This is a genomic window from Aeromicrobium sp. Leaf245, assembly GCF_942548115.1.
Lineage (GTDB): Bacteria > Actinomycetota > Actinomycetes > Propionibacteriales > Nocardioidaceae > Aeromicrobium.
On the sequence record NZ_OW824151.1, the window covers coordinates 85431 to 104276 of the forward strand.

Sequence of the window (18846 nt, forward strand, 5' to 3'; positions counted from 1 at the left end):
CACCCGCCCCGCGAGCCGGACGGCGTCAGAGGGTGATGACCCGGCCGGCCACGACGAGCAGCACCTCGTCGCACTCGGCGGCGAAGCGCTGGTTCACGACACCGAGCAGGTCGCGGAAGATCCGGCCGGACCGGTGCTCGGGCACCACGCCGAGCCCCACCTCGTTCGTCACGAGCACCACCGTGCGCTGCGTCCGGGCGAGGGCCTCGACCGCGGCGTCGACGCGGTCGAGCAGCACCTGCTCCCACTCCTCGCGGATGGCGTCCCAGCCGTCGAGCTCGTCGATCTGGCTCGTGAGCCAGGTGCCGAGGCAGTCGATGAGCACCGCCGTGTCGGCGTCGGCGTCACCGCCCTCGATCGCGCCGACGAGCTCGGTGGTCTCGACGGTCGTCCAGTGCGAGGGCCGTCGCTCCTGGTGCCGAGCCACCCGCTGCGCCCACTCGGGGTCCTCGTCGGGGTCGGCCGCCGGGCCGGGCGCCACGTAGACGACCCGTTCGTGCGCGACCACCAGCGACTCCGCGTGGAACGACTTGCCCGACCGCACCCCACCTGTGACCAGAGCCTTCATGCCGCGACCCTACTCCCGCGCGGTCCCGCCGAACCTGGAAGTTCTTCGTGCGTTCGGCGGACGCCGGGAGCCTCGGTTCCCTAGGCTTCGAGCGACCGGTCGAGCACCCGGCCGGCGTCTGCCTCGTCCCTGGAGACTCCGTGTCGTTCCTGCGTGCCCTCGTCCTCGTCGTCCTGACCGGTCTCGTGATGGTCGCCGTCCCGGCCGTGACCTCGGCCGCCACCGCTCCCGACGACGGGTCCGCCCCGAGGGCGGCCGTCGCGTCGGCGAGCTCGTCCCCCACCACGACGGCACCCCTGCCCGCACAGGCGAGCCTGGACGCGCGCACGCCGGACGGCCTCACCCGCTACCGGTACCTCGGCGTCCCGGTGTCGGCCTCCGACGTCCGGGCGGAGTCCGTGGAGCTGAGGCTCGACGGCACCGCGGTCGAGACGTTCGGCGTCACGGGAGGCGAGTTCGACGAGTACGTCACCTTCCCGACCATCAGCGTCGGAACCCACCGCCTGACCCTCCACGACGGCGACGCGCAGCTGGCGGCGCAGACCATCGAGGTGCTGCCCGACCCCTTCGTCGTGACGGCCTCCCCGGCCTGGGTCACCGCCGACAAGCTCGCCGCCGACGGGGTCCGCCTCTCGGCCCAGGGCCTGCCGGCCGCGATCGGCGCGAGCGGCTACCTGGGTGACAACGTCGCCCGAGGGACGGCCGGTGGCGATGGACGGGTCGACGTCACGGTCCGCAACGACGGCGACGAGTTCCTCGCCCAGCCCGGCGTGAACCGCGCGATCCTCGAGCTCGAGAACGGCGCCGTGGGATCGACCGAGGTGCGCACCACCGTGCTCGGCCTGACCGTGCGCGAGGGTGGTGGCGCCGTGGTGGGCACCGGGTTCGAGCCGGGCACCGACGTGACGCTGGTCGACGGCAGCACCCGGCGCGGCGCGCAGTCCGACAGCTCGGGTCGGGTCGAGTTCAGCGCCCTGGCGGGCAGCCGTGCCCTCACCCTCACCGGCACGGCAGGCAGCATCACCCGCACCCTCGACCCCGGGGGATCCGGCGGCACCGATCCCGCGGGGCCGGGCCTCAGCGAGTCGCAGGTGCGCCGCCTCGAGCAGGTGGGGCAGGCCACCCAGGACGCCAAGCAGGCGGCGCAGGACGTGCAGGAGCAGCTCGCGAGACTGGCGGCGAGTCCCGGCCCCCGGCTGGCAGACGAGCTCAAGAAGTCCATCGACGCGCAGCTCGAGCTCACCGAGCAGGTCGTCGGCGCGAAGATGCCCACCCGGGCGCCGATCGGCTCGCGCGCCGGCGGCTCGATCGGCTTCGATCCCCGGCCCGTGGAGGATGAACGTGACGCGCAGCTCGAGGAGGCCAAGGCCGCCTACGAGCAGCAGCTGGGGGACGCGACCAAGGAGCAGCAGCAGGCGCTGGAGGAGATGATGCGGCAGATCATCGGCTTCATCACGGAGATGCAGCAAGCCCAGCAGGACCAGCTCCGCGTGATCGTCCGCGCCTCGACGATCGAGGTCGTCTTCACCGGCCCGCTGCCGTCCGGCGCCGTCAGCGTCGACGTGCCCACCGGCTTCTCGGGTCGGCATCACGTCGGAGCGATCGACCCGTCCACCGGCATCGTGACGGCCTGGCAGCCCTTCGACGTCGTCGCCGCGGGCTCGGACGGGTCCGGCCCGGGTGGGTCCGGCTCGGCCCTGCCGGACACCGGCGCGCCCGTGCAGCCGGCACTCCTCGCCCTCGGCGGCGGCCTGCTCCTCGCCGGCGGTGCCACCTTCGTCGCGCGTCGACGCCGCAGCGCCTGACCCTGCGCCCCCGACGCCAGCTGTTGCGGATCCACCGATGGGGGCCGCTCGCCGCGGGGACGGTGCCGCTCGGCGCGACGCAACGTACGCAACTGGCGTGAGCGGCGTCACCCGTGGTCGGATGGGTCGGCGCGGTGGTCCTGCGCGCCGTCACGCGTCCTGAGGGGGAACCCATGAGCACCCGAGCTCCGTCCGCACCGAGCCCCGCCGACACCGGCGGCAGCCGGGTCCGCACGATCGTCGTCTGGTCGGCCGTCGCCCTCGTGGGAGCGGTCTGCTGGGCCGTCCTCGCGCTCTCGCGCGGCGAGGACGTGTCGGCCCTGTGGATCCTGTTCGCCGCCCTGTCGTCGTACGCCATCGCCTACCGCTTCTACTCCCGCTTCATCGCGAGGAAGGTGCTCGAGGTCGACGACACCCGCGCCACGCCGGCGGAGCGCCTCGACAACGGCGTCGACTACGAGGTCACCGACCGACGCGTGCTGTTCGGCCACCACTTCGCGGCCATCGCCGGCGCCGGGCCGCTCGTCGGGCCCGTGCTCGCCGCGCAGATGGGCTACCTGCCCGGCACGATCTGGATCATCGTCGGCGTGATCCTGGCCGGCGCCGTCCAGGACATGGTCGTCCTGTTCCTCTCGATGCGCCGCGACGGCAAGAGCCTCGGCCAGATGGTGCGCGAGGAGATCGGCGTGATCGGCGGAACGGCCGCGCTCATCGCCGTCTTCGCGATCATGATCATCATCCTCGCGGTCCTCGCCCTGGTGGTGGTCAACGCGCTCGCCGAGTCGCCGTGGGGCGTGTTCTCCATCGGCCTGACCATCCCGATCGCCCTGTTCATGGGCTTCTACCTGCGCTACATCCGGCCCGGGCGCGTCCTCGAGGTCACGGTCATCGGTGTCGTCCTGCTCCTGCTCGCGATCATCGGCGGCGGCTGGATCGACCAGACCGGCCTGGCGGACACGCTGACCCTGAGCAAGGAGAGCCTCGTCGTCGCGCTGGTCGTGTACGGCTTCGTCGCCTCGATCCTGCCGGTGTGGATGCTCCTGACGCCCCGCGACTACCTGTCGACGTTCATGAAGATCGGCGTCATCGTCCTGCTGGCCGTCGGCCTCGTCATCGCCGCGCCCACCCTGCAGGCCGACGCGGTCACGAGCTTCGCCACCGACGGCGACGGCCCGGTGTTCGCGGGCAAGGTGTTCCCGTTCGTGTTCATCACGATCGCCTGCGGCGCACTGTCAGGCTTCCACGCGCTGATCGCCTCCGGCACGACGCCGAAGATGATCCAGAAGGAGAGCCACGTCCGGATGATCGGCTACGGCGGCATGCTGATGGAGTCGTTCGTCGCCATCAGCGCGCTCATCGCCGCGGTCGTCATCGACCAGGGCTTCTACTACGCCATGAACGCCCCCGCCGGCGCGACCGGCGGCACGCCCGAGGGGGCCGCGGCGTTCGTCAGCCAGCTCGGCTTCACGCTCTCCCCGGGCGACCTCACCGCGGCCGCGGCCTCGATCGAGGAGTCGACCATCATCTCGCGCACCGGCGGCGCCCCGACCCTCGCCTTCGGTCTCTCGCAGATCTTCTCCGACGCGTTCGGCGGCGGGCTCCGGGCGTTCTGGTACCACTTCGCGATCATGTTCGAGGCGCTGTTCATCCTCACCGCGGTCGACGCCGGCACCCGCGTGGGTCGGTTCATGCTGCAGGACACGATCGGCAACGTGTGGACCCGCTTCGGCGACGTCTCCTGGCGTCCCGCCGCCTGGGCGGCCAGCGCGGTCACGGTGGGCGCCTGGGGCTACTTCCTCTGGATCGGCATCAGCGACCCCCTCGGCGGCATCAACCAGCTGTTCCCGCTGTTCGGCATCGCCAACCAGCTGCTCGCCGCGATCGCGCTCACGCTGTGCGTCACGCTGTTCATCAAGCACGGCAAGGTGAAGTACGCCTGGGTCCCGGGCATCCCGCTCGCGTGGGACCTGATCGTGACGATGACGGCCAGCTGGCAGAAGGTGTTCAGCGACAACCCCGCCATCGGCTACTTCGCCCAGGCCGACCGCTACCGCACCGCACGCGACTCCGGCGAGGTGCTGGCCCCGGCCGCCGACGCGAGCCAGATGGACCAGATCATCCGCAACTCCACGACCAACGGCGTCATCCAGGCCACCTTCGCCCTGCTGGTGATCGTGATCGTGGCCAACGCGGTGGTCATCTGGGTGCGGGCGATCAAGGCCGGGTCGCTGCCCACGACGGAGGTGCCGCACACCCCGTCGCAGATCGTCGCACCGGCCGACTTCATCGCCACCCGCGAGGAGAAGGAGGCCGTGGCCGCCTGGGAGAAGGAGCGCGACCCCTCCCGCGTGGGAGGCCGACGATGAGCCGCCTGGGCGAGCGGCTCGCGGGCCTGCGCCGCCTCGTCCGCGAGTTCACCGGCGAGGCGGCGTGGGACGACTACCTCGACGCGTGCGAGCGCGACGGGGTCGAGCCCACCACCCGGCGGGCGTTCGAGCGGCACCGTGCCGACCAGGTGGAGCACGCCCCCATGGCGCGCTGCTGCTGATTCGGCCGCGGCTGGGGTTGCGGACCCGCACGGGTGGGGCCACGATCATCGGAACACGCGATGCGGGAGGGGCGTCATGTCCGAGCGGACCGACACCACGCCGGGGGGCCAGCAGGAGGAGCTCAAGCGCTCCATCTCCGGCCGCCTGCTGTTCTTCTACGTGCTGGGCGACGTGCTCGGCTCCGGGATCTACGCGCTCATCGGCGTCATGGCGTTCACCGTCGGTGGTGCGTTCTGGCTCTCGTTCGTCGTCGGCGTCACCGTCGCCCTGCTGACGGGGTTCGCCTACGCGGAGCTGATCACCAAGTACCCGCAGGCCGCCGGCGCCGCTCTCTACACGCACAAGGCGTTCGGCAACCGGTTCCTCACCTTCATGGTCACGTTCTCGCTGCTCGCGGCCACGATCGCCGCGGCGGGCACCCTCGCGCGGGTGTTCGGCGGGACCTACTTCACGTCGTTCGTCGAGGGCGTGCCGGTCACGCTCGTGGCCATCCTGTTCATCGTCGCGCTGTCGCTGCTGAACTTCCGCGGCATCACCGAGTCCGTGTGGACCAACATGATCATGACGATCATCGAGACCGCCGGCCTGCTCATCATCCTGGCCGTCGGTGCCGTCGTGGTGGCCGAGGGCGACGCGAACCTCGAGCAGCCGTTCCAGCTCAACGACGGCAACCCCGCGATCGTGGTGCTCAGCGGCGTGGCCCTGGCCTTCTTCGCGATGACCGGCTTCGAGAACGCCGCCAACATCGCCGAGGAGACTCAGGACCCGAGCCGGACGTTCCCCAAGGCGCTCCTCGGCGGCATGACGCTCGCCGGCGTCCTCTACATGGTCATCGCGTTCATCGCCTCGATGGTGGCGCCGATCGACGAGCTGGCCGCCAACGGAGGCGAGGACGGCAGCCTTCTCACCGTCGTGCAGGCCGGGCCGATCCCCGTGCCCGAGATGGTGTTCTCGGCCATCGCCCTGGTGGCGGTCACCAACACGACGCTCGTCTCGCTGGTAGCGCAGTCCCGCATCATGTACGGCATGGCCCGCCAGGGCATCGTGCCGCGCGTCTTCGCCCGCACGCACGCCACGCGGCGCACCCCGTGGGTCTCGATCATCTTCACCGCCGCGCTGGTCTGCCTGCTGCTGGCCATCGCCGACGTCGACCGCCTGGCCACGGTGACGGTGCTGTTCCTCATCGTCGTCTACGGCATGGTGTGCCTCGCGGCGCTCAAGCTCCGCGGCACCGCCGTCGACCACGACCACTACTCCGCGCCGACCCTGATCCTGTACGCCGGCGTCGTCGCCAACCTCGGCATCCTGATCCACACGATGATCGACGACCCCGGGTCGATCGTGTGGTGCGCCGCCATCCTCGCGATCGGCGTGGCCATGTACTTCGTCAACGCCTTCGCCATGAAGGCCGATCCACGTTCTGTCGATCCCGAGCCCCTCGACCCCAGCGACCTCGCCGGATAGTCTCCCCGCACCGACCCACTCAGGAGTAGCCATGCACGTGCTCGTCGCCACCGACGGCTCGAAGCAGTCCCTCGAGTCCGCCAAGTACCTGCGCAACCTCGTCGACCACGAGGCCGTCACGAAGGTCAGCGTGGTCGCGGTCGTGAGCCCGCTCGCGGCCGTCCCGTTCGCCACCGAGGGCAGCAAGGACGGCGGCGGCGTGGAGATGTCGTTCCGCCGCGAGGCCGAGCAGGCCACTCTCAAGGTCGCCGAGGCGCTCGACGGCTGGGGCCCGACGGTCACCACCCACGTCTACAGCGGCTCCCCGGCCAACGAGATCATCAAGGCCGCCAAGCGCTTCGACTCCGGCCTGATCGTGCTGGCCAGCCAGAGCACCCGCACCCAGGCCGTGCTCATGGGCTCGGTGTCGCACAAGGTGCTCAACCAGGCCACCTGCCCGGTGCTCGTGCACCGTCCCGGACCCAAGCCCGCCCGACGCACCAAGAAGAAGGCGTAGCGCCTCAGGTCCGGTGCAGCCAGGGCGCCAGCAGCCGGGTGATCCACGGCAGCAGCACGTAGGTCATGAGCGGCGTCATGACGCACACGGTGAGCAGCACGCGCCACGGCAGCCACAGGTCCGGCACGAAGTGCGCGCCCAGCGCGTTGGCCGCCAGGCTCAGCGGGAAGAAGACCAGGAAGATGGAGACCATCTGCTTCCAGCGCGGCGGTGCCGAGACGGGCGGACGCAGGTCCTCCACGTCGACCCCCGACGGCTCGTCGAACCAGCCCTCGATGCCGGTGCGCTTCTCCAGGCGCGACTCGTCGACGATGCCCTGGGCGCTGTCGAGCCACCAGCGACGCTGGCTCGACGACATCCACACCTCCAGGTCGTCGGCGCTGGCGAAGCGGAACAGCATGTGCCACTCGCTCGACGTGGGCGCCGGCCGCACCCAGCCCGAGCCCAGGAACCCGTCGAAGCGCTCGGCCAGCTCCGAGCCGGCGCGCAGCCAGGCGAGCATCTGGTCCTCGTGCGCCGGGTCGACGTGGCGCGTGACGGACACGGTGACGGGGACGCTCATGCACCCCAGCCTAGGAAGTCGCTGACTCCACGCGTTCGCCGACCGCCCCGCGCCGAAGCACCACGATCTCCACGACGACCCAGGCCACGGCGACGACCGCCCAGCCCGCCACGACGTCGAGCACCCAGTGGTTGCCGGTGGCGACCACCACGAACGCCGTGACGAGGGCGTAGACCACGCCGACGGCCCGCCAGGCGCGGTGCACCCCGGCGTTCGCGACCACGATCGCCACCCACAGCGCCCAGCCCGCGTGCAGCGACGGGAACGCGGCGAGCTGGTTGGTGATGTCGCCCAGGCCCTTGGGCGCCGATGCGTCGCCGCCCCACCACCCGGCCTGGGAGTGCAGCGCGAGCACGTCGGAGTAGCCCTCGACGAACCGCGGCGGCGCCATCGGCATGGTGAGGTAGCACGCCAGGCCGGCCAGCGAGGCCACGACCAGGGCCGTCCGGGCGCGCGGATAGAGCCCCGGGCGACGCACGAACAACCACACGAGCACGGCCGCGGTGACCACGTAGTGCGCCGTGGCGTACCAGTAGCTCGAGGCGACGGCGAGGAGGTCGTGCTGCGCGAGCCAGGTGTTGAGCTCCCGCTCGAGGTCGAGGTGCCACGTCTGCTCGAGCCCCAGCAGGGCGCGCGCCCGGTCGAGCGCCTCGGCCCGGTCGTCCGACGCCAGCAGCCGCGACGCGCTGTAGCCGACGTAGAGCACGGCCAGCAGGGACACCTCGAGCACCACGAAGCGTGGCGTCACCCGCGATCCACGGGCGAGTCGCGTCCTGTTCACCGCTCCAGCATGGCGCGACCGTCCACGATCGCACCTCGGGGACGACCCCCGATCCACCACCGACACCGACCCCGGGACGCCTCAGGGTCCGTCGGGGTCGAGGCCGCAGCAACGGCGCAGGGAGGTCAGCGCCGACGACCGAAGATCCGCTTGCCGATCTCGCGGGCGATCACGCGGGACGCCTCGTCGAGGGCGGACTGACCGGGCTCGGACCGCCTCGAGCGGGTCGTGCGCCGGGACCGCGGTGCACGACCTCCCGACTCCCGTGCGATCCGGTCGGCCTCGCGCGCGACCCGCTCGGCCTCCTTCGACGCCTGCTCGGCCCGGGCGTCGGCATCGGCCTGGGCTCCTGCGGCGGCGCGGGCGGCGTCGATGGACTCCGACGCGGACGGTGGGTCGACGGGCGTGCGGTAGCGGGCCATGAGCGAGGAGGCCTGCACCGCGGCGGCGACGTGAGCGGCCGGCGCCGGATCCATCGAGCCCTGCGGTGCCCGCACCCGGGTCCACGCGACCGGCGTGGGTGCCCCCTTCTCGTTCATGACCGTGACGATGGCCTCGCCGATGGCGAGCTGGGTGAGCACCTCCTCCAGGTCGTACGTCGACGTCGGGTAGGTCGACACGGTGGAGCGCAGGGCCTTGGCGTCGTCGGGGGTGTGCGCCCGCAGCTGGTGCTGGATGCGCGATCCGAGCTGGGCGAGCACGTCGGACGGGACGTCCTTCGGGGTCTGGGTCACGAACACCACGCCGACGCCCTTGGACCGGATCAGCCGCACGGTCTGCGTGACCTGGTCGAGGAAGTCCTTCGAGGCGTCCTTGAACAGCAGGTGGGCCTCGTCGAAGAAGAACACCAGGCGCGGCTTGTCGGCGTCGCCGACCTCGGGCAGGGTCTCGAACAGCGTGCTCAGCAGGTACAGCAGGAAGGTCGAGAACAGGGCCGGCTTGTCCTGGACCGACGGGACCTCGAGCAGCGAGACGATCCCCCTGCCGTCGGGCGCGGTGCGCAGGAAGTCGGACACGTCGATCTCGGGTCGACCGAAGAACACGTCGGCGCCCTGGTCGGAGAAGGCGATGAGCTCGCGGAGGATCACCCCGGCGGTGGAGGCCGAGAGCCCTCCCAGCTCCTTGAGCTCCGGCTTGCCGTCGCCGGTGAGCCAGGTGAGCACCGACCGGAGGTCGCCGAGATCGACCAGGGCGTGCCCCTTGTTCCTGGCGTAGTGGAAGACGAGCGCCAGCGACGACTCCTGGGTGGCGTTCAGGCCCAGCACCTTCGACAGCAGCAGCGGCCCGAACGAGTCGATGCTCGCGCGGATCGGGACCCCCGTGCCGAGGCCGCCGAGGGTGAAGAACTCGGTGGCCGAGGCGGTCGGCTGCCAGGTCTGACCGATGCTCTCGCACCGTGCGGCCAGCTTCTCGTTCGGCGTGCCCGGGACGGCGATGCCCGAGAGGTCGCCCTTGATGTCGGCGGCGAACACCGGCACGCCCTGGGCGGCCACCTGCTCGGCGAGCACCTGGAGGGTCTTGGTCTTGCCGGTGCCGGTGGCTCCGGCGACCAGGCCGTGCCGGTTGAGCATGCCGAGCGGGATCCGGACCTGGGCTCCCGGCACGGCGACGTCGGCCTCCACGAGGGCGCCGATCTCCAGCACCGAGCCCTCGAAGGCGTAGCCGCTGCGCACGAGCTCCGCGTGCTCGCTCAGGTCGCCGGCGACGGCCGGCGCGGTCTGGGTCGGCTCGGTCTGGGCCCGCTGCTGCTCCTGCTCCGCGGCGGCGCGAGCGAGCTCGTCGGCGCGGCGCCTGGCCTCCGCGGCTGCGGTCTCGGCGGCGGCAGCGGCCTGCGCGGCCTCCTCGGCGGCCTGCTGCGCCGACTTCGGGGCTCCGACCTCGTCCGGGCTGCTCATGCCGGTCAGGCTACCGCTCGGCGACGGCACACCTGTCTACACTGACGGGGTGATCTTCCGGAGGGTGAACGACGGGCGGCCGTACCCCGACCACGGCCTGTCGCAGCGTGAGTGGGCCGACGTCTCGCCCAGCCAGGTCCGGCTCGCCGACCTCACCACCACCAAGACGCAGCTCGACCTCGAGAACCTGCTCGACGAGGACTCCACCTACTTCGGCGACCTGTTCGCGCACGTCGTGGCCTGGAAGGGCGAGCTGTTCCTCGAGGACGGCCTGCACCGTGCGGTCCGCGCAGCGCTCCAGCAGCGCGCCATGCTCCACGCCCGCGTCTACACCCTGAGCGGGTCCCGATGAACGCCCGCAGCGGTGCCGCCGGACCGCTCGTGCTGCTCGGCAGCGTCGTGGTGCTCGTCGCCGGGCTCTTCGTGGGCTTCCGCCTGCTGACCGCGTCGGCCGAGACGATCGACGCCGGGCCCACGTGCGAGACGCGCGTGGTCGCGGCCGAGGACGAGGTCACGAGCAACCTGATCACCGTCGACGTCTACAACGCCAGCTCCCGCGCGGGCCTGGCCAACCGGGTCAGCATCAACCTCCAGCGTCGCGGGTTCCTGGCCGGCCAGATCGGCAACTCCACGAGCAAGGTCGACGCCGACGTCGCCGTGGTGCTCACCAACGACCGCGACGACCCGCGGGTCCGGCTGGTGGCCGCGCAGTTCGGCTCCAAGGTCCAGTACGCCGAGCCCGACATCGAGGTCGACGGCGACTCCGTGACGGTGATCGTCGGCGACGACTTCAAGAAGCTCGGCAAGGACGTGCGCACGACGAAGAACGACCGCCGCTTCACGGTCTGCCTGCCCACCGTCCCAGCTGTCTGACCCAGCCGTCTGACCCAGCCGTCGTACCCGCCGCCCGACCCGGTCAGGGTTCCTCGCGGTCCCAGCCCGCGAGCCGACCGTGGCGCCCGACGGCGAGCAGCCGCTGCTCCGTGGCCTCGCGCACGTCACGCGTGGCAACGACCAGCAGGTCGTCGCCCCGGACCAGGCGGGTGGTGCGGTGCGGCACGAACGGCTCACCGTCGCGGACGACGAGCGAGACCGACGCGCCCTGCGGCAGCCGCAGCTCGCCCACCTCGACGCCGGCGAGCCGCGACTTCCTCGGGACGTGCACCTGCAGCAGGTCGGCCGAGATCCGTTCGAGCGGTGCCGCCTCCACCTCGACGTCGCGCACCTCGTCGTGGAGCACCCCGCACCAGCGGGCCAGCCGCGACAGGGGTGCGGCCTGGACGAGCGTGTAGACCACGACGGCCACGAACACGATGTCGAACAGGTCGCGCGAGCCGGGCACGTCGGCGGCGAGCGGGATGGTGGCCAGGATGATCGGCACCGCGCCACGCAGGCCGGCCCACCCCACGAACAGCTGCTCGCGCCAGCCCACGCGGAACCAGACCGCACAGCTGGCGACCGAGAGCGGCCGGGCCACGAAGGTGAGCACGGCGCCGACGACCAGACCGGTCCAGATGTGCCACAGGGTGAACTCCGAGGGGCTAGCGAGCAGGCCGAGCATGACGAACAGCCCGATCTGGGCGAGCCAGCCGACGCCCTCCACGAAGGAGCGGGTCGCCACGCGGTGCGGCAGCTCGGTGTTGCCGAGCACGAGGGCACACAGGTAGACCGCCGCGAAGCCGCTGGCGTGGCCCAGCACCGCGAGCCCGTACGCCAGGACGGTGAACGCGAGCACGATGAGCGGGTAGAGGCCCGAGGCGGGCAGCGCCATGCTGCGCAGCAGCCGGCCCGCGCCGAAGCCGACGACCAGGCCGACGATGCCGCCGACGACGATCTCGAACGCGATCAGTCCCGCGAACGACGCGATGCCCCCGTCGGCGATCTGGCCTGCACTGATCGCGGTGACGAGCACGACGATGGGAGCGTCGTTGAGGCCGGACTCCGCCTCCAGCACCCCCTTGACGCGCGGGGTGAGCGGCACGGCTCGCAGCACCGAGAAGACCGCGGCCGCGTCGGTGGGGGTGAGGACGGCGGCGAGGAGCACCGCGATCTCCCAGCGCAGGTCGAGCACGTAGTGGGCCGCCAGGGCGACCACCAGCACGCTGACCACGGAGCCGAGCGTGGCCAGCAGCAGGCCCAGGCCGATCGACGGGCGCACGTGCTCCCAGCGGGTGGTGAGACCGCCCTCGGCGAGGATCAGGACGAGCGCGCCGAAGCCCATGGCCAGGGCCAGGTCGGCGTCGTCGAACTGCACGCCGAGACCTTCCTCGCCGATGAGCAGGCCGATGCCCAGGTACACCAGGAGCGAGGGGAGGCCGGCGGTGACCGAGAGCCGCACGGCGAGGATCGCGGCGATGAGGACGGCCGACCCGACGAGCAGGAACGCGTCGAGGTCGTGGATGTCCATCTCCGGGCCTCCCGCGCTCGCCGAGTGCTGATCCTATCGGCCGCCGACCGCCCGTTGACCTGCAGGGACGAGCTGCGTGCGGTGGGATGGACGGATGCGTCGACGTCGGTTCCTGTCCCTCGGCTCCGCGGTCGTCGGCTCGACGGTGCTGGGCGGAGGCGTGCTCGCGGCCTGCTCGTCCGGAGGCGGCCCCAGCGGTGGGGACGGCGGTGCGACGATGGGCTCCGTGGAGCGCATCACCTACGGCACCGACCCCGCGCAGTTCGCGGAGCTGACCCGGCCGACCGGCGAGTCACGAGGCGTCGTCGTCGTGATCCACGGCGGCTTCTGGCGGGCGGAGTACGACCTGTCCCTCGGACGTCCGCTCGCCGCGTCGCTGGCGGCGCAGGGGTGGACGGCGTGGAACCTGGAGTACCGACGGGTCGGGAGCGGGAAGGGTTCCGGCGGTGGCTGGCCGCAGACGCCCGACGACGTGAGCGCCGGCATCGACGCGCTGGCCGACGTCGAGGACCTCGACCTCAGCCGGGTGGTCACCCTCGGGCACTCGGCCGGCGGGCACCTCGCGGTGTGGGCCGCGGGACGTCAGCGCCTCGACCGCTGGCGCGACGCGCGCGTGCCGGTGACGGCGGCCGTCTCGCAGGCGGGCGTGCTCGACCTCGTGGGAGCGGTCCGCGAGGACCTGGGGGCCGGAGCGGTCGAGGCCTTCCTCGGTGCACCGGTCGCCGACGTCCCCGACGCCGATCCCCTGCAGCAGGTCCCTCTCGACGTGCCGGTGTGGTGCGTGCACGGTCGCGCCGACACGAACGTGCCGTACTCGCAGTCGCGCACCTACGTCGACGCGGCGCGGGCCGCCGGTGCCGACGCGAACCTCGCGCCGGTCGACGGCGACCACTTCGTCGTCATCGACCCGCAGAGCGAGGCGTGGGCGTCGACGCTGACCGTGCTCGAGGGGCTGTAGCGACCACGAGCCACGTCCAGCCCGCGGCGAGCAGCACCATGGAGAGCACGCCCCACGGACGGTAGACGTGCTCCTGCCAGAACATGACCGACCCGACGAGCACCAGGACGGCACCGGGCAGCGCCCGCACGACCCCGGCCCGGCTGGCCACCCCGACGGCCAGCGCGGTGGCGCCGATGTAGGCGTAGGACCCGATGGCCCCCAGGTCACCCGCCACCGGGAACACGATGCCCAGTCCGCCGGCCTCCGCGTCCTTGATGGCACCGCCGGCGATGCCGGCCAGCACGTCGAGGCTCGTGTAGAAGCAGGCGTAGACGTAGGCGAGCACGCCCACGACCACCCCGACCACGCGATCGTGGGTGCGCGCCACCAGCCATGGTCCGAGGGCGAGCAGCGGGAAGACCGGCAGCAGCACGGTGTGCATCATCTGCCAGTGCCCGGCGTCCTCGACGGTGAGCACGGCCGGGTGGGTCAGCCCCAGGACCGCCGTGAACAACGGCGGCACGGCCACGGCGACGATCATCAGGTAGCGGCTCATCCGCCCACGGTAGGCAGGATCGGCCCCTCCCGCCGGACGAGCGGGCCGGACCTGCGGCTGCGCCGCCTCCACTCGGGCTCGACCTGCAGCTGCGCTGGCTCCCCTAGGGCTGGACCTGCGGCTGCGCTGCCTCCGCTCCGTGCGGGCTCGGTCCCCGAGAGGCCTCGACGGAACAGGGGCGCCTGGTGCGGCCGAGCACGCCGTCCATCGGTGGATCCTCAACCTCAGGACGGCTTCTGCGGTTGACGATCGACCGATGACTCCCCCGAGCGGTGACTTCTCCACCGAATCCCCGCCCGAGCGGCGCGTCCTCCACCGTCTCAGCGCTCAGACGGTGGAGAAGTCACCGGCGGCCCGCGGCATCGCCGTCATTCGGTGGAGAAGTCACCGCCCGGGGCGGGACAGCGCGGCGGCAGCCCGCGAACCCTGCCCGCTGCGCGAGGTGCCGCCCGGTCGAGGCCTTTTCGGAGACCGACCTGACGACGAACCGCAGCTGCGCAGCCCCGACCCACGACGCCCGGCCCGACCGAGCACGCCGCCCACCCGCCATCGGTGGATCCTCAACCTCAGGACGGCTTCTGCGGTTGACGATCCACCGATGCACCCGCGAGCGGTGACCTCGGGCGCAGCGCAGACCCGGCGCGGGAGCGTCGCCGGTCAGGACTGGTCGTCGACCCAGCCGTGGGTGCGGGAGTGCAGCTCCGCGCAGACCGCCCGGTAGAAGCGCTCGACCTCGGGGCCGGAGAAGTCCGTGGCCCCGGAGAAGGTGTCGGATCGGGCCTGGAACCACAGCGCCGCACGCAGCAGCGCGATGCCCAGGGAGCCGTCGAGGTCCTCGCCGCGCTCCACCGCGTCGAAGGCGGGCCGGTACGCGGTCTGCACGATCGTCGCGGTCGAGGAGGACAGGAAGAACGCCGCGTCGAAGGTCTGGGCGAACCCGTGCAGCGCCGACCAGTCCGCGTCGGGGCCGGGCACCCGCACCCGCCGCGAGACCGCCAGCTGCTTCTTGTGCGGGACGTTGCGCGGGCCGCTCACCGGGACTCCAGCTGCGCCACGAGCTCGCGCACGGCGCGGGCGTAGCCGTCGACCCCTTCGCCCACCACGGTCAGGGCGGCGACGTCGGTCAGGTACGAGAAGTGGCGGAACTCCTCGCGGGCGTGCACGTCGGACACGTGCACCTCGGCGAACGGGAGCGCCACTCCGGTGAGCGCGTCACGCAGCGCCACCGACGTGTGCGTCAGGCCACCGGGGTTGATGACGATGCCGGCGCAGGTGCCTCGCGCGTCGTGGACGGCGTCGATGAGCACACCCTCGTGGTTGCTCTGCAGCGCGCTCACCGCGTACCCGAGCTCGTCGGCCGTGCGCTCCACGAGCGCGACGACGTCCGCGAGCGTGGCGCTGCCGTAGACCTCGGGCTCGCGGGTGCCGAGCAGGTTGAGGTTGGGACCGTTGACCAGGAGCAGGCGGCGCGCAGACACGTCGTTCACGTGGTCACGCTATCGGGCCCTGCTCACCTCACTGCCAGACCCGCACGTGGTCGACCTCCATCGTCGCAGGGAGCTGCGTGTCCGACGTGGGCGCATTGGCTCCCGAGCCCAGCATCTGGGTGAGGTTGATCGTGTAGTCCTGGTCGAAGGGCTGGCCCTGGAGGAGCTGGCCCACGAGCGTGATCTTGTGGTCGAGGCAGACCGCGCCGTCGTACTCGACCCGGATCCGGTCGCGGTCCCACTCCAGCGAGTAGGTGTGCCACTGGGTGGGGTCCTGGACCATGCAGTAGTAGTTCGTGAAGCCGGGCGACGTCGTGGCGTAGTGCATGGTCGGGATGAGCCGGTCCGGGTACTGCGAGTAGAACTCGGCGATGTCCATCTCGCCCGAGCCGGCGACGTCCCAGTACTTCATCGTCTCCGGGAAGAGCCAGAGCGCGCTCTGCACGCCGGGCTGCGTGGTGGTGGGCATCTTGGCCCGGATCTCGACGCGTCCGCGGTCGAGCGTGTACCGGCCCCAGGTGGTGACCGAGCCCGACGTGTAGCGGGTGGTCACGGTCTTGCCCTCGGCGGTGCACGTGACCGGCTCGTCCTCCATCCGCGTGGTCAGGCGCAGGCTGCCGTCCGCGACGCTCAGGTTCTCCGGGCGGTCGACCCAGCAGTCGCCGTAGGTGAGGCCGGTGGCCTCGCTCGTGGCGACGAGCCACTTGCTGCTGTCGAGGGCGTCGCCGTCGAAGTCGTCGCTGAAGGTGCAGCTCCAGGCCGAGCCGTCGGTCTTGAGCCGCGTGGGGCCGCAGGCATCGGCGGACGCGTCGGACCCGGTGGTCGGGACAGGCGTCGGCGTCGGCGTCGGGGTCGGCGTCGGGGTCGGGGTCGGCGTCGGGGTCGGGGTCGGCGTCGGGGTCGGGGTCGGCGTCGGGGTCGGGGTCGGCGTGGGGGTCGGCGTCGGAGTGGGGGTCGGCGAGGCAGAAGGCTTCGGCGCGGGCTTGGCCTTCGCAGCGGCCACGGCGCGCGACCGCGCGAGCGAGGTGGCCGCTGCACTGGCGCTGGCGGTGGCCCGCTTCCTGGCCGTGGCCCGTGCCCGCGAGAGAGCCCGCGACCGGGCCAAGGACGTGGCCTTCTTCTTGCTCGTGCTGGTCGCCTTGGCGGCTGCGACCGCGCGGGCGGTCCGTCGGATCGTCGCCGTGCCCCGGTACCCGTCGTGGACGGCCGACCGGGTCACGGTCGAGGTGGCGGTGGCGCTCTTCTTCGCCGTCACCGTGTACCGACGGGCGGCGTCGGCACTCGGCGCCACGAGCGTGGACATCAACAAGGCGCCGACGACGAGCAGGACGACACGTGTCGCCCCGCCCGCGCAGCGCCGCCTGACGGCGGTCTGCATGGTGTTCTCCCTCTGTTGCGGAACAACGCCCAACGCTCTGCGCGTCACTCGTGCCCTATGGCGGCCTCCCAACCACCACATGCGGACGTTGTCCCGGTTTCAATCGGGACTTTAGTCCTTTTCGGCCCCATCTCGCATCCCGATCGCGGAAGACGTTCGACCGGTACCGTGGAGGCAGCGCGAAGGAGGAGCGAATGACCACGATCGTCGTCGGATACGTCGCCACGCCCGAGGGTGAGGCCGCCTGGAGCTGGGGTGTCGAGCACGCTGCCGCCGTGGGCGCGAAGGTGGTGGTGATCGCCTCGGACACGCCCCACCCCGACGTCACGCCCGAGTCGGTCGTCGAGCAGCTCGAGTCGCGCCTGGCCGACGCCGGCGTCGAGCACGAGGTGGTGCACTTCGTGGGCTCCAGCGGTGCCGCGGACTCGATCCTCGACAACGCCCACCGCCACGACGCCTCGCTCGTCGTGATCGGTCAGCGACGCCGCTCGCCCGTGGGCAAGCTCGTGCTCGGCTCCACGTCGCAGCGGATCCTCCTCGAGGCCGAGTGCCCCGTCGTGGCGGTCAAGGCACCACGCTGACCTCCGCGCTCGGCCGCCTGCCCGCCGAGGTGGTGCAGACCGACCCCGACGTCGTGGCCGGGTTCGCGCACGACGAGGCCCAGCTGGTGAAGCGCGCGCTGCCGGTGGCGGTGCTGTCGCCACGCACGACCCGCGAGGTCGCGGCCTGCGTGGTCGCGGCCGACGAGGCAGGCCTGGCGGTCGTCACCCGCGGGGCCGGCACCGGACTGGCCGGCGGCGCCAACGCTCCCGCCGGGTCGGTGGTCCTCAGCACCCGTCGGCTCGACCGGATCCTCTCGATCGACGTCGAGGAGCGTGTCGCGGTGGTGCAGCCCGGCGTGATCACCGCCGACCTGCGCACGGCCGTGGCCGACGTCGGGCTGTTCTACCCACCCGACCCGGGCAGCGTCGCGATCTCCACCATCGGCGGCAACGTGGCCACGAACGCCGGCGGCATGTGCTGCGTGAAGTACGGGGTGACCGGTGACTACGTGCTCGGCCTGGAGGCGGTCCTCGCCGACGGACGCGTGATGCGCACCGGGCGACGCACCGTGAAGGGGGTCGCCGGCTACGACCTGACCAGCCTGCTCGTCGGCTCCGAGGGCACGCTGGGCGTGATCACCGAGGTCACGCTCCGCCTGCGACCCGCTCCCCCTCCACCCTCGACCGTCGTCGCGACCTTCGCCGACCTGGAGGACGCCGGCCGGGCGGTGGAACGGCTCTCCGCCGACGCCATCGACCTCTCGATGCTCGAGCTCCTCGACGCCACCACGCTCGCGGCCGTCGACGCACACACCCACATGGGCATCGACGCCGCCGCGATGCTGCTGGTGCAGACCGACCTGCCCGAGGCGCAGACCACCGTGGAGGCCGTGCGCCGCATCTGCGACGCCTCCGGAGCGGTCGACGTGGCGCTCACCACGGATGCCGCCGAGGGCGCGCAGCTGCTCGAGGCCAGACGCCAGGCGCTTCCTGCTCTCGAGCGCCTGGGCGACTGGCTGCTCGACGACGTGTGCGTCCCGCGGCGGGCCGTCGTCGACCTGGTCACCGGCATCCAGCGGGTCGCCGCGGACGAGGACCTGAGGATCGGGGTGTTCGGGCACGCCGGCGACGGCAACATGCACCCCACGATCATCTTCGACCGGCGCGACCCGGCCGACGTGGCGGCGGCGCACCGCGCCTTCGACGCGATCACCGCCCTGGCCCTCGAGCTGGGTGGGACGGTCACCGGCGAGCACGGCGTGGGCCGGCTCAAGTCCGGCTGGCTCACGCGCGAGCTCGACCCCGTGGCCCTCGACGTGCACCACGCCGTGAAGGCCGCGTTCGACCCCGCCGGGCGCCTCAACCCCGGCAACGTCCTGTCGCCACGCCCAGAGGGCTGAGCCGCGGCCACCGCCG

Annotated in this window: 19 protein-coding genes; 10 read left to right on the plus strand and 9 right to left on the minus strand. The window is 72.1% G+C overall.

Annotation, left to right across the window (positions count from 1 at the left end):
• Positions 1–25: 25 nt before the first annotated feature.
• Positions 26–568, minus strand: coding sequence for a bifunctional adenosylcobinamide kinase/adenosylcobinamide-phosphate guanylyltransferase (gene cobU, locus NBW76_RS00400; protein WP_055961195.1), 543 nt, complete (start codon positions 566–568; stop codon positions 26–28).
• Between the two features lie 140 nt (positions 569–708).
• Between cobU and NBW76_RS00405 the strand changes: the two genes are divergently transcribed.
• From NBW76_RS00405 to NBW76_RS00425, 5 genes are all read left to right on the plus strand, one after another.
• Positions 709–2373, plus strand: coding sequence for an LPXTG cell wall anchor domain-containing protein (locus tag NBW76_RS00405; protein ID WP_056551909.1), 1665 nt, complete (start codon positions 709–711; stop codon positions 2371–2373).
• Positions 2374–2546: 173 nt separating this feature from the next.
• Entirely contained in the window at positions 2547–4739 is a 2193-nt protein-coding gene (locus tag NBW76_RS00410) for a carbon starvation CstA family protein (protein WP_056552116.1), read from the plus strand.
• Complete coding sequence (locus NBW76_RS00415; RefSeq protein WP_055961200.1) at positions 4736–4921, plus strand: CstA-like transporter-associated (seleno)protein; 186 nt, start codon at positions 4736–4738, stop codon at positions 4919–4921. The genes NBW76_RS00410 and NBW76_RS00415 overlap by 4 nt, the downstream gene beginning before the upstream one ends.
• Positions 4922–4997: 76 nt before the next feature.
• Positions 4998–6386 (plus strand): APC family permease, encoded by a 1389-nt coding sequence (locus tag NBW76_RS00420; protein ID WP_082480862.1) that lies wholly within the window; start codon positions 4998–5000, stop codon positions 6384–6386.
• A gap of 31 nt (positions 6387–6417) precedes the next feature.
• A complete protein-coding gene (locus NBW76_RS00425) occupies positions 6418–6882 on the plus strand; it encodes a universal stress protein (protein ID WP_055961205.1) in 465 nt (154 codons plus the stop codon).
• Positions 6883–6886: 4 nt separating this feature from the next.
• On the opposite strand, the gene NBW76_RS00430 is transcribed toward NBW76_RS00425, so the two are convergent.
• From NBW76_RS00430 to NBW76_RS00440, 3 genes are all read right to left on the minus strand, one after another.
• Entirely contained in the window at positions 6887–7444 is a 558-nt protein-coding gene (locus NBW76_RS00430) for an antibiotic biosynthesis monooxygenase (RefSeq protein WP_055961209.1), read from the minus strand.
• Between the two features lie 10 nt (positions 7445–7454).
• Positions 7455–8225: a phosphatase PAP2 family protein gene (locus NBW76_RS00435; protein WP_156364620.1), complete on the minus strand. Its 771-nt coding sequence runs from the start codon at positions 8223–8225 to the stop codon at positions 7455–7457.
• Positions 8226–8350: 125 nt separating this feature from the next.
• The gene (locus NBW76_RS00440) at positions 8351–10120 is read right to left on the minus strand and encodes a helicase HerA-like domain-containing protein (protein ID WP_056551912.1); all 1770 of its coding nucleotides are present in this window, start codon (positions 10118–10120) and stop codon (positions 8351–8353) included.
• Between the two features lie 49 nt (positions 10121–10169).
• On the opposite strand from NBW76_RS00440, the gene NBW76_RS00445 reads away from it, so the two are divergent.
• Positions 10170–10472: a type II toxin-antitoxin system VapB family antitoxin gene (locus NBW76_RS00445; RefSeq protein ID WP_055961218.1), complete on the plus strand. Its 303-nt coding sequence runs from the start codon at positions 10170–10172 to the stop codon at positions 10470–10472.
• Positions 10469–10993, plus strand: coding sequence for a LytR C-terminal domain-containing protein (locus NBW76_RS00450; RefSeq protein WP_056551915.1), 525 nt, complete (start codon positions 10469–10471; stop codon positions 10991–10993). Before NBW76_RS00445 ends, NBW76_RS00450 begins: the two co-directional genes overlap by 4 nt.
• 43 nt (positions 10994–11036) lie before the next feature.
• Here the strand turns inward: NBW76_RS00450 and NBW76_RS00455 are convergent, their stop codons facing one another.
• Positions 11037–12527, minus strand: coding sequence for a potassium/proton antiporter (locus tag NBW76_RS00455; protein WP_056551918.1), 1491 nt, complete (start codon positions 12525–12527; stop codon positions 11037–11039).
• 94 nt (positions 12528–12621) lie between these two features.
• Here NBW76_RS00455 and NBW76_RS00460 point away from each other — a divergent pair, with 94 nt between their 5' ends.
• Positions 12622–13485 carry a S9 family peptidase gene (locus tag NBW76_RS00460; RefSeq protein ID WP_055961228.1) on the plus strand — a complete coding sequence of 288 codons (864 nt, stop codon included), beginning with the start codon at positions 12622–12624 and terminating at the stop codon, positions 13483–13485.
• On the opposite strand, the gene NBW76_RS00465 is transcribed toward NBW76_RS00460, so the two are convergent.
• The 4 genes from NBW76_RS00465 to NBW76_RS00480 form a co-directional block, all read right to left on the minus strand.
• Positions 13427–14023 carry a hypothetical protein gene (locus NBW76_RS00465; protein WP_055961231.1) on the minus strand — a complete coding sequence of 199 codons (597 nt, stop codon included), beginning with the start codon at positions 14021–14023 and terminating at the stop codon, positions 13427–13429. The two genes, NBW76_RS00460 and NBW76_RS00465, sit on opposite strands and share 59 nt — an antisense overlap.
• Before the next feature lie 657 nt (positions 14024–14680).
• On the minus strand, positions 14681–15058 hold the full coding sequence (locus NBW76_RS00470; RefSeq protein WP_056551921.1) for a hypothetical protein: 378 nt from the start codon (positions 15056–15058) through the stop codon (positions 14681–14683).
• A complete protein-coding gene (gene aroQ / locus NBW76_RS00475; RefSeq protein WP_082480578.1) occupies positions 15055–15510 on the minus strand; it encodes a type II 3-dehydroquinate dehydratase in 456 nt (151 codons plus the stop codon). Before aroQ ends, NBW76_RS00470 begins: the two co-directional genes overlap by 4 nt.
• 28 nt (positions 15511–15538) lie before the next feature.
• A complete protein-coding gene (locus NBW76_RS00480) occupies positions 15539–16888 on the minus strand; it encodes a family 16 glycosylhydrolase (RefSeq protein WP_250246807.1) in 1350 nt (449 codons plus the stop codon).
• A gap of 194 nt (positions 16889–17082) precedes the next feature.
• On the opposite strand from NBW76_RS00480, the gene NBW76_RS00485 reads away from it, so the two are divergent.
• Positions 17083–17469 (plus strand): universal stress protein, encoded by a 387-nt coding sequence (locus NBW76_RS00485; RefSeq protein WP_056551926.1) that lies wholly within the window; start codon positions 17083–17085, stop codon positions 17467–17469.
• A complete protein-coding gene (locus NBW76_RS00490; RefSeq protein WP_235492839.1) occupies positions 17436–18830 on the plus strand; it encodes an FAD-binding oxidoreductase in 1395 nt (464 codons plus the stop codon). The genes NBW76_RS00485 and NBW76_RS00490 overlap by 34 nt, the downstream gene beginning before the upstream one ends.
• The last annotated feature ends 16 nt before the right edge of the window (positions 18831–18846 follow it).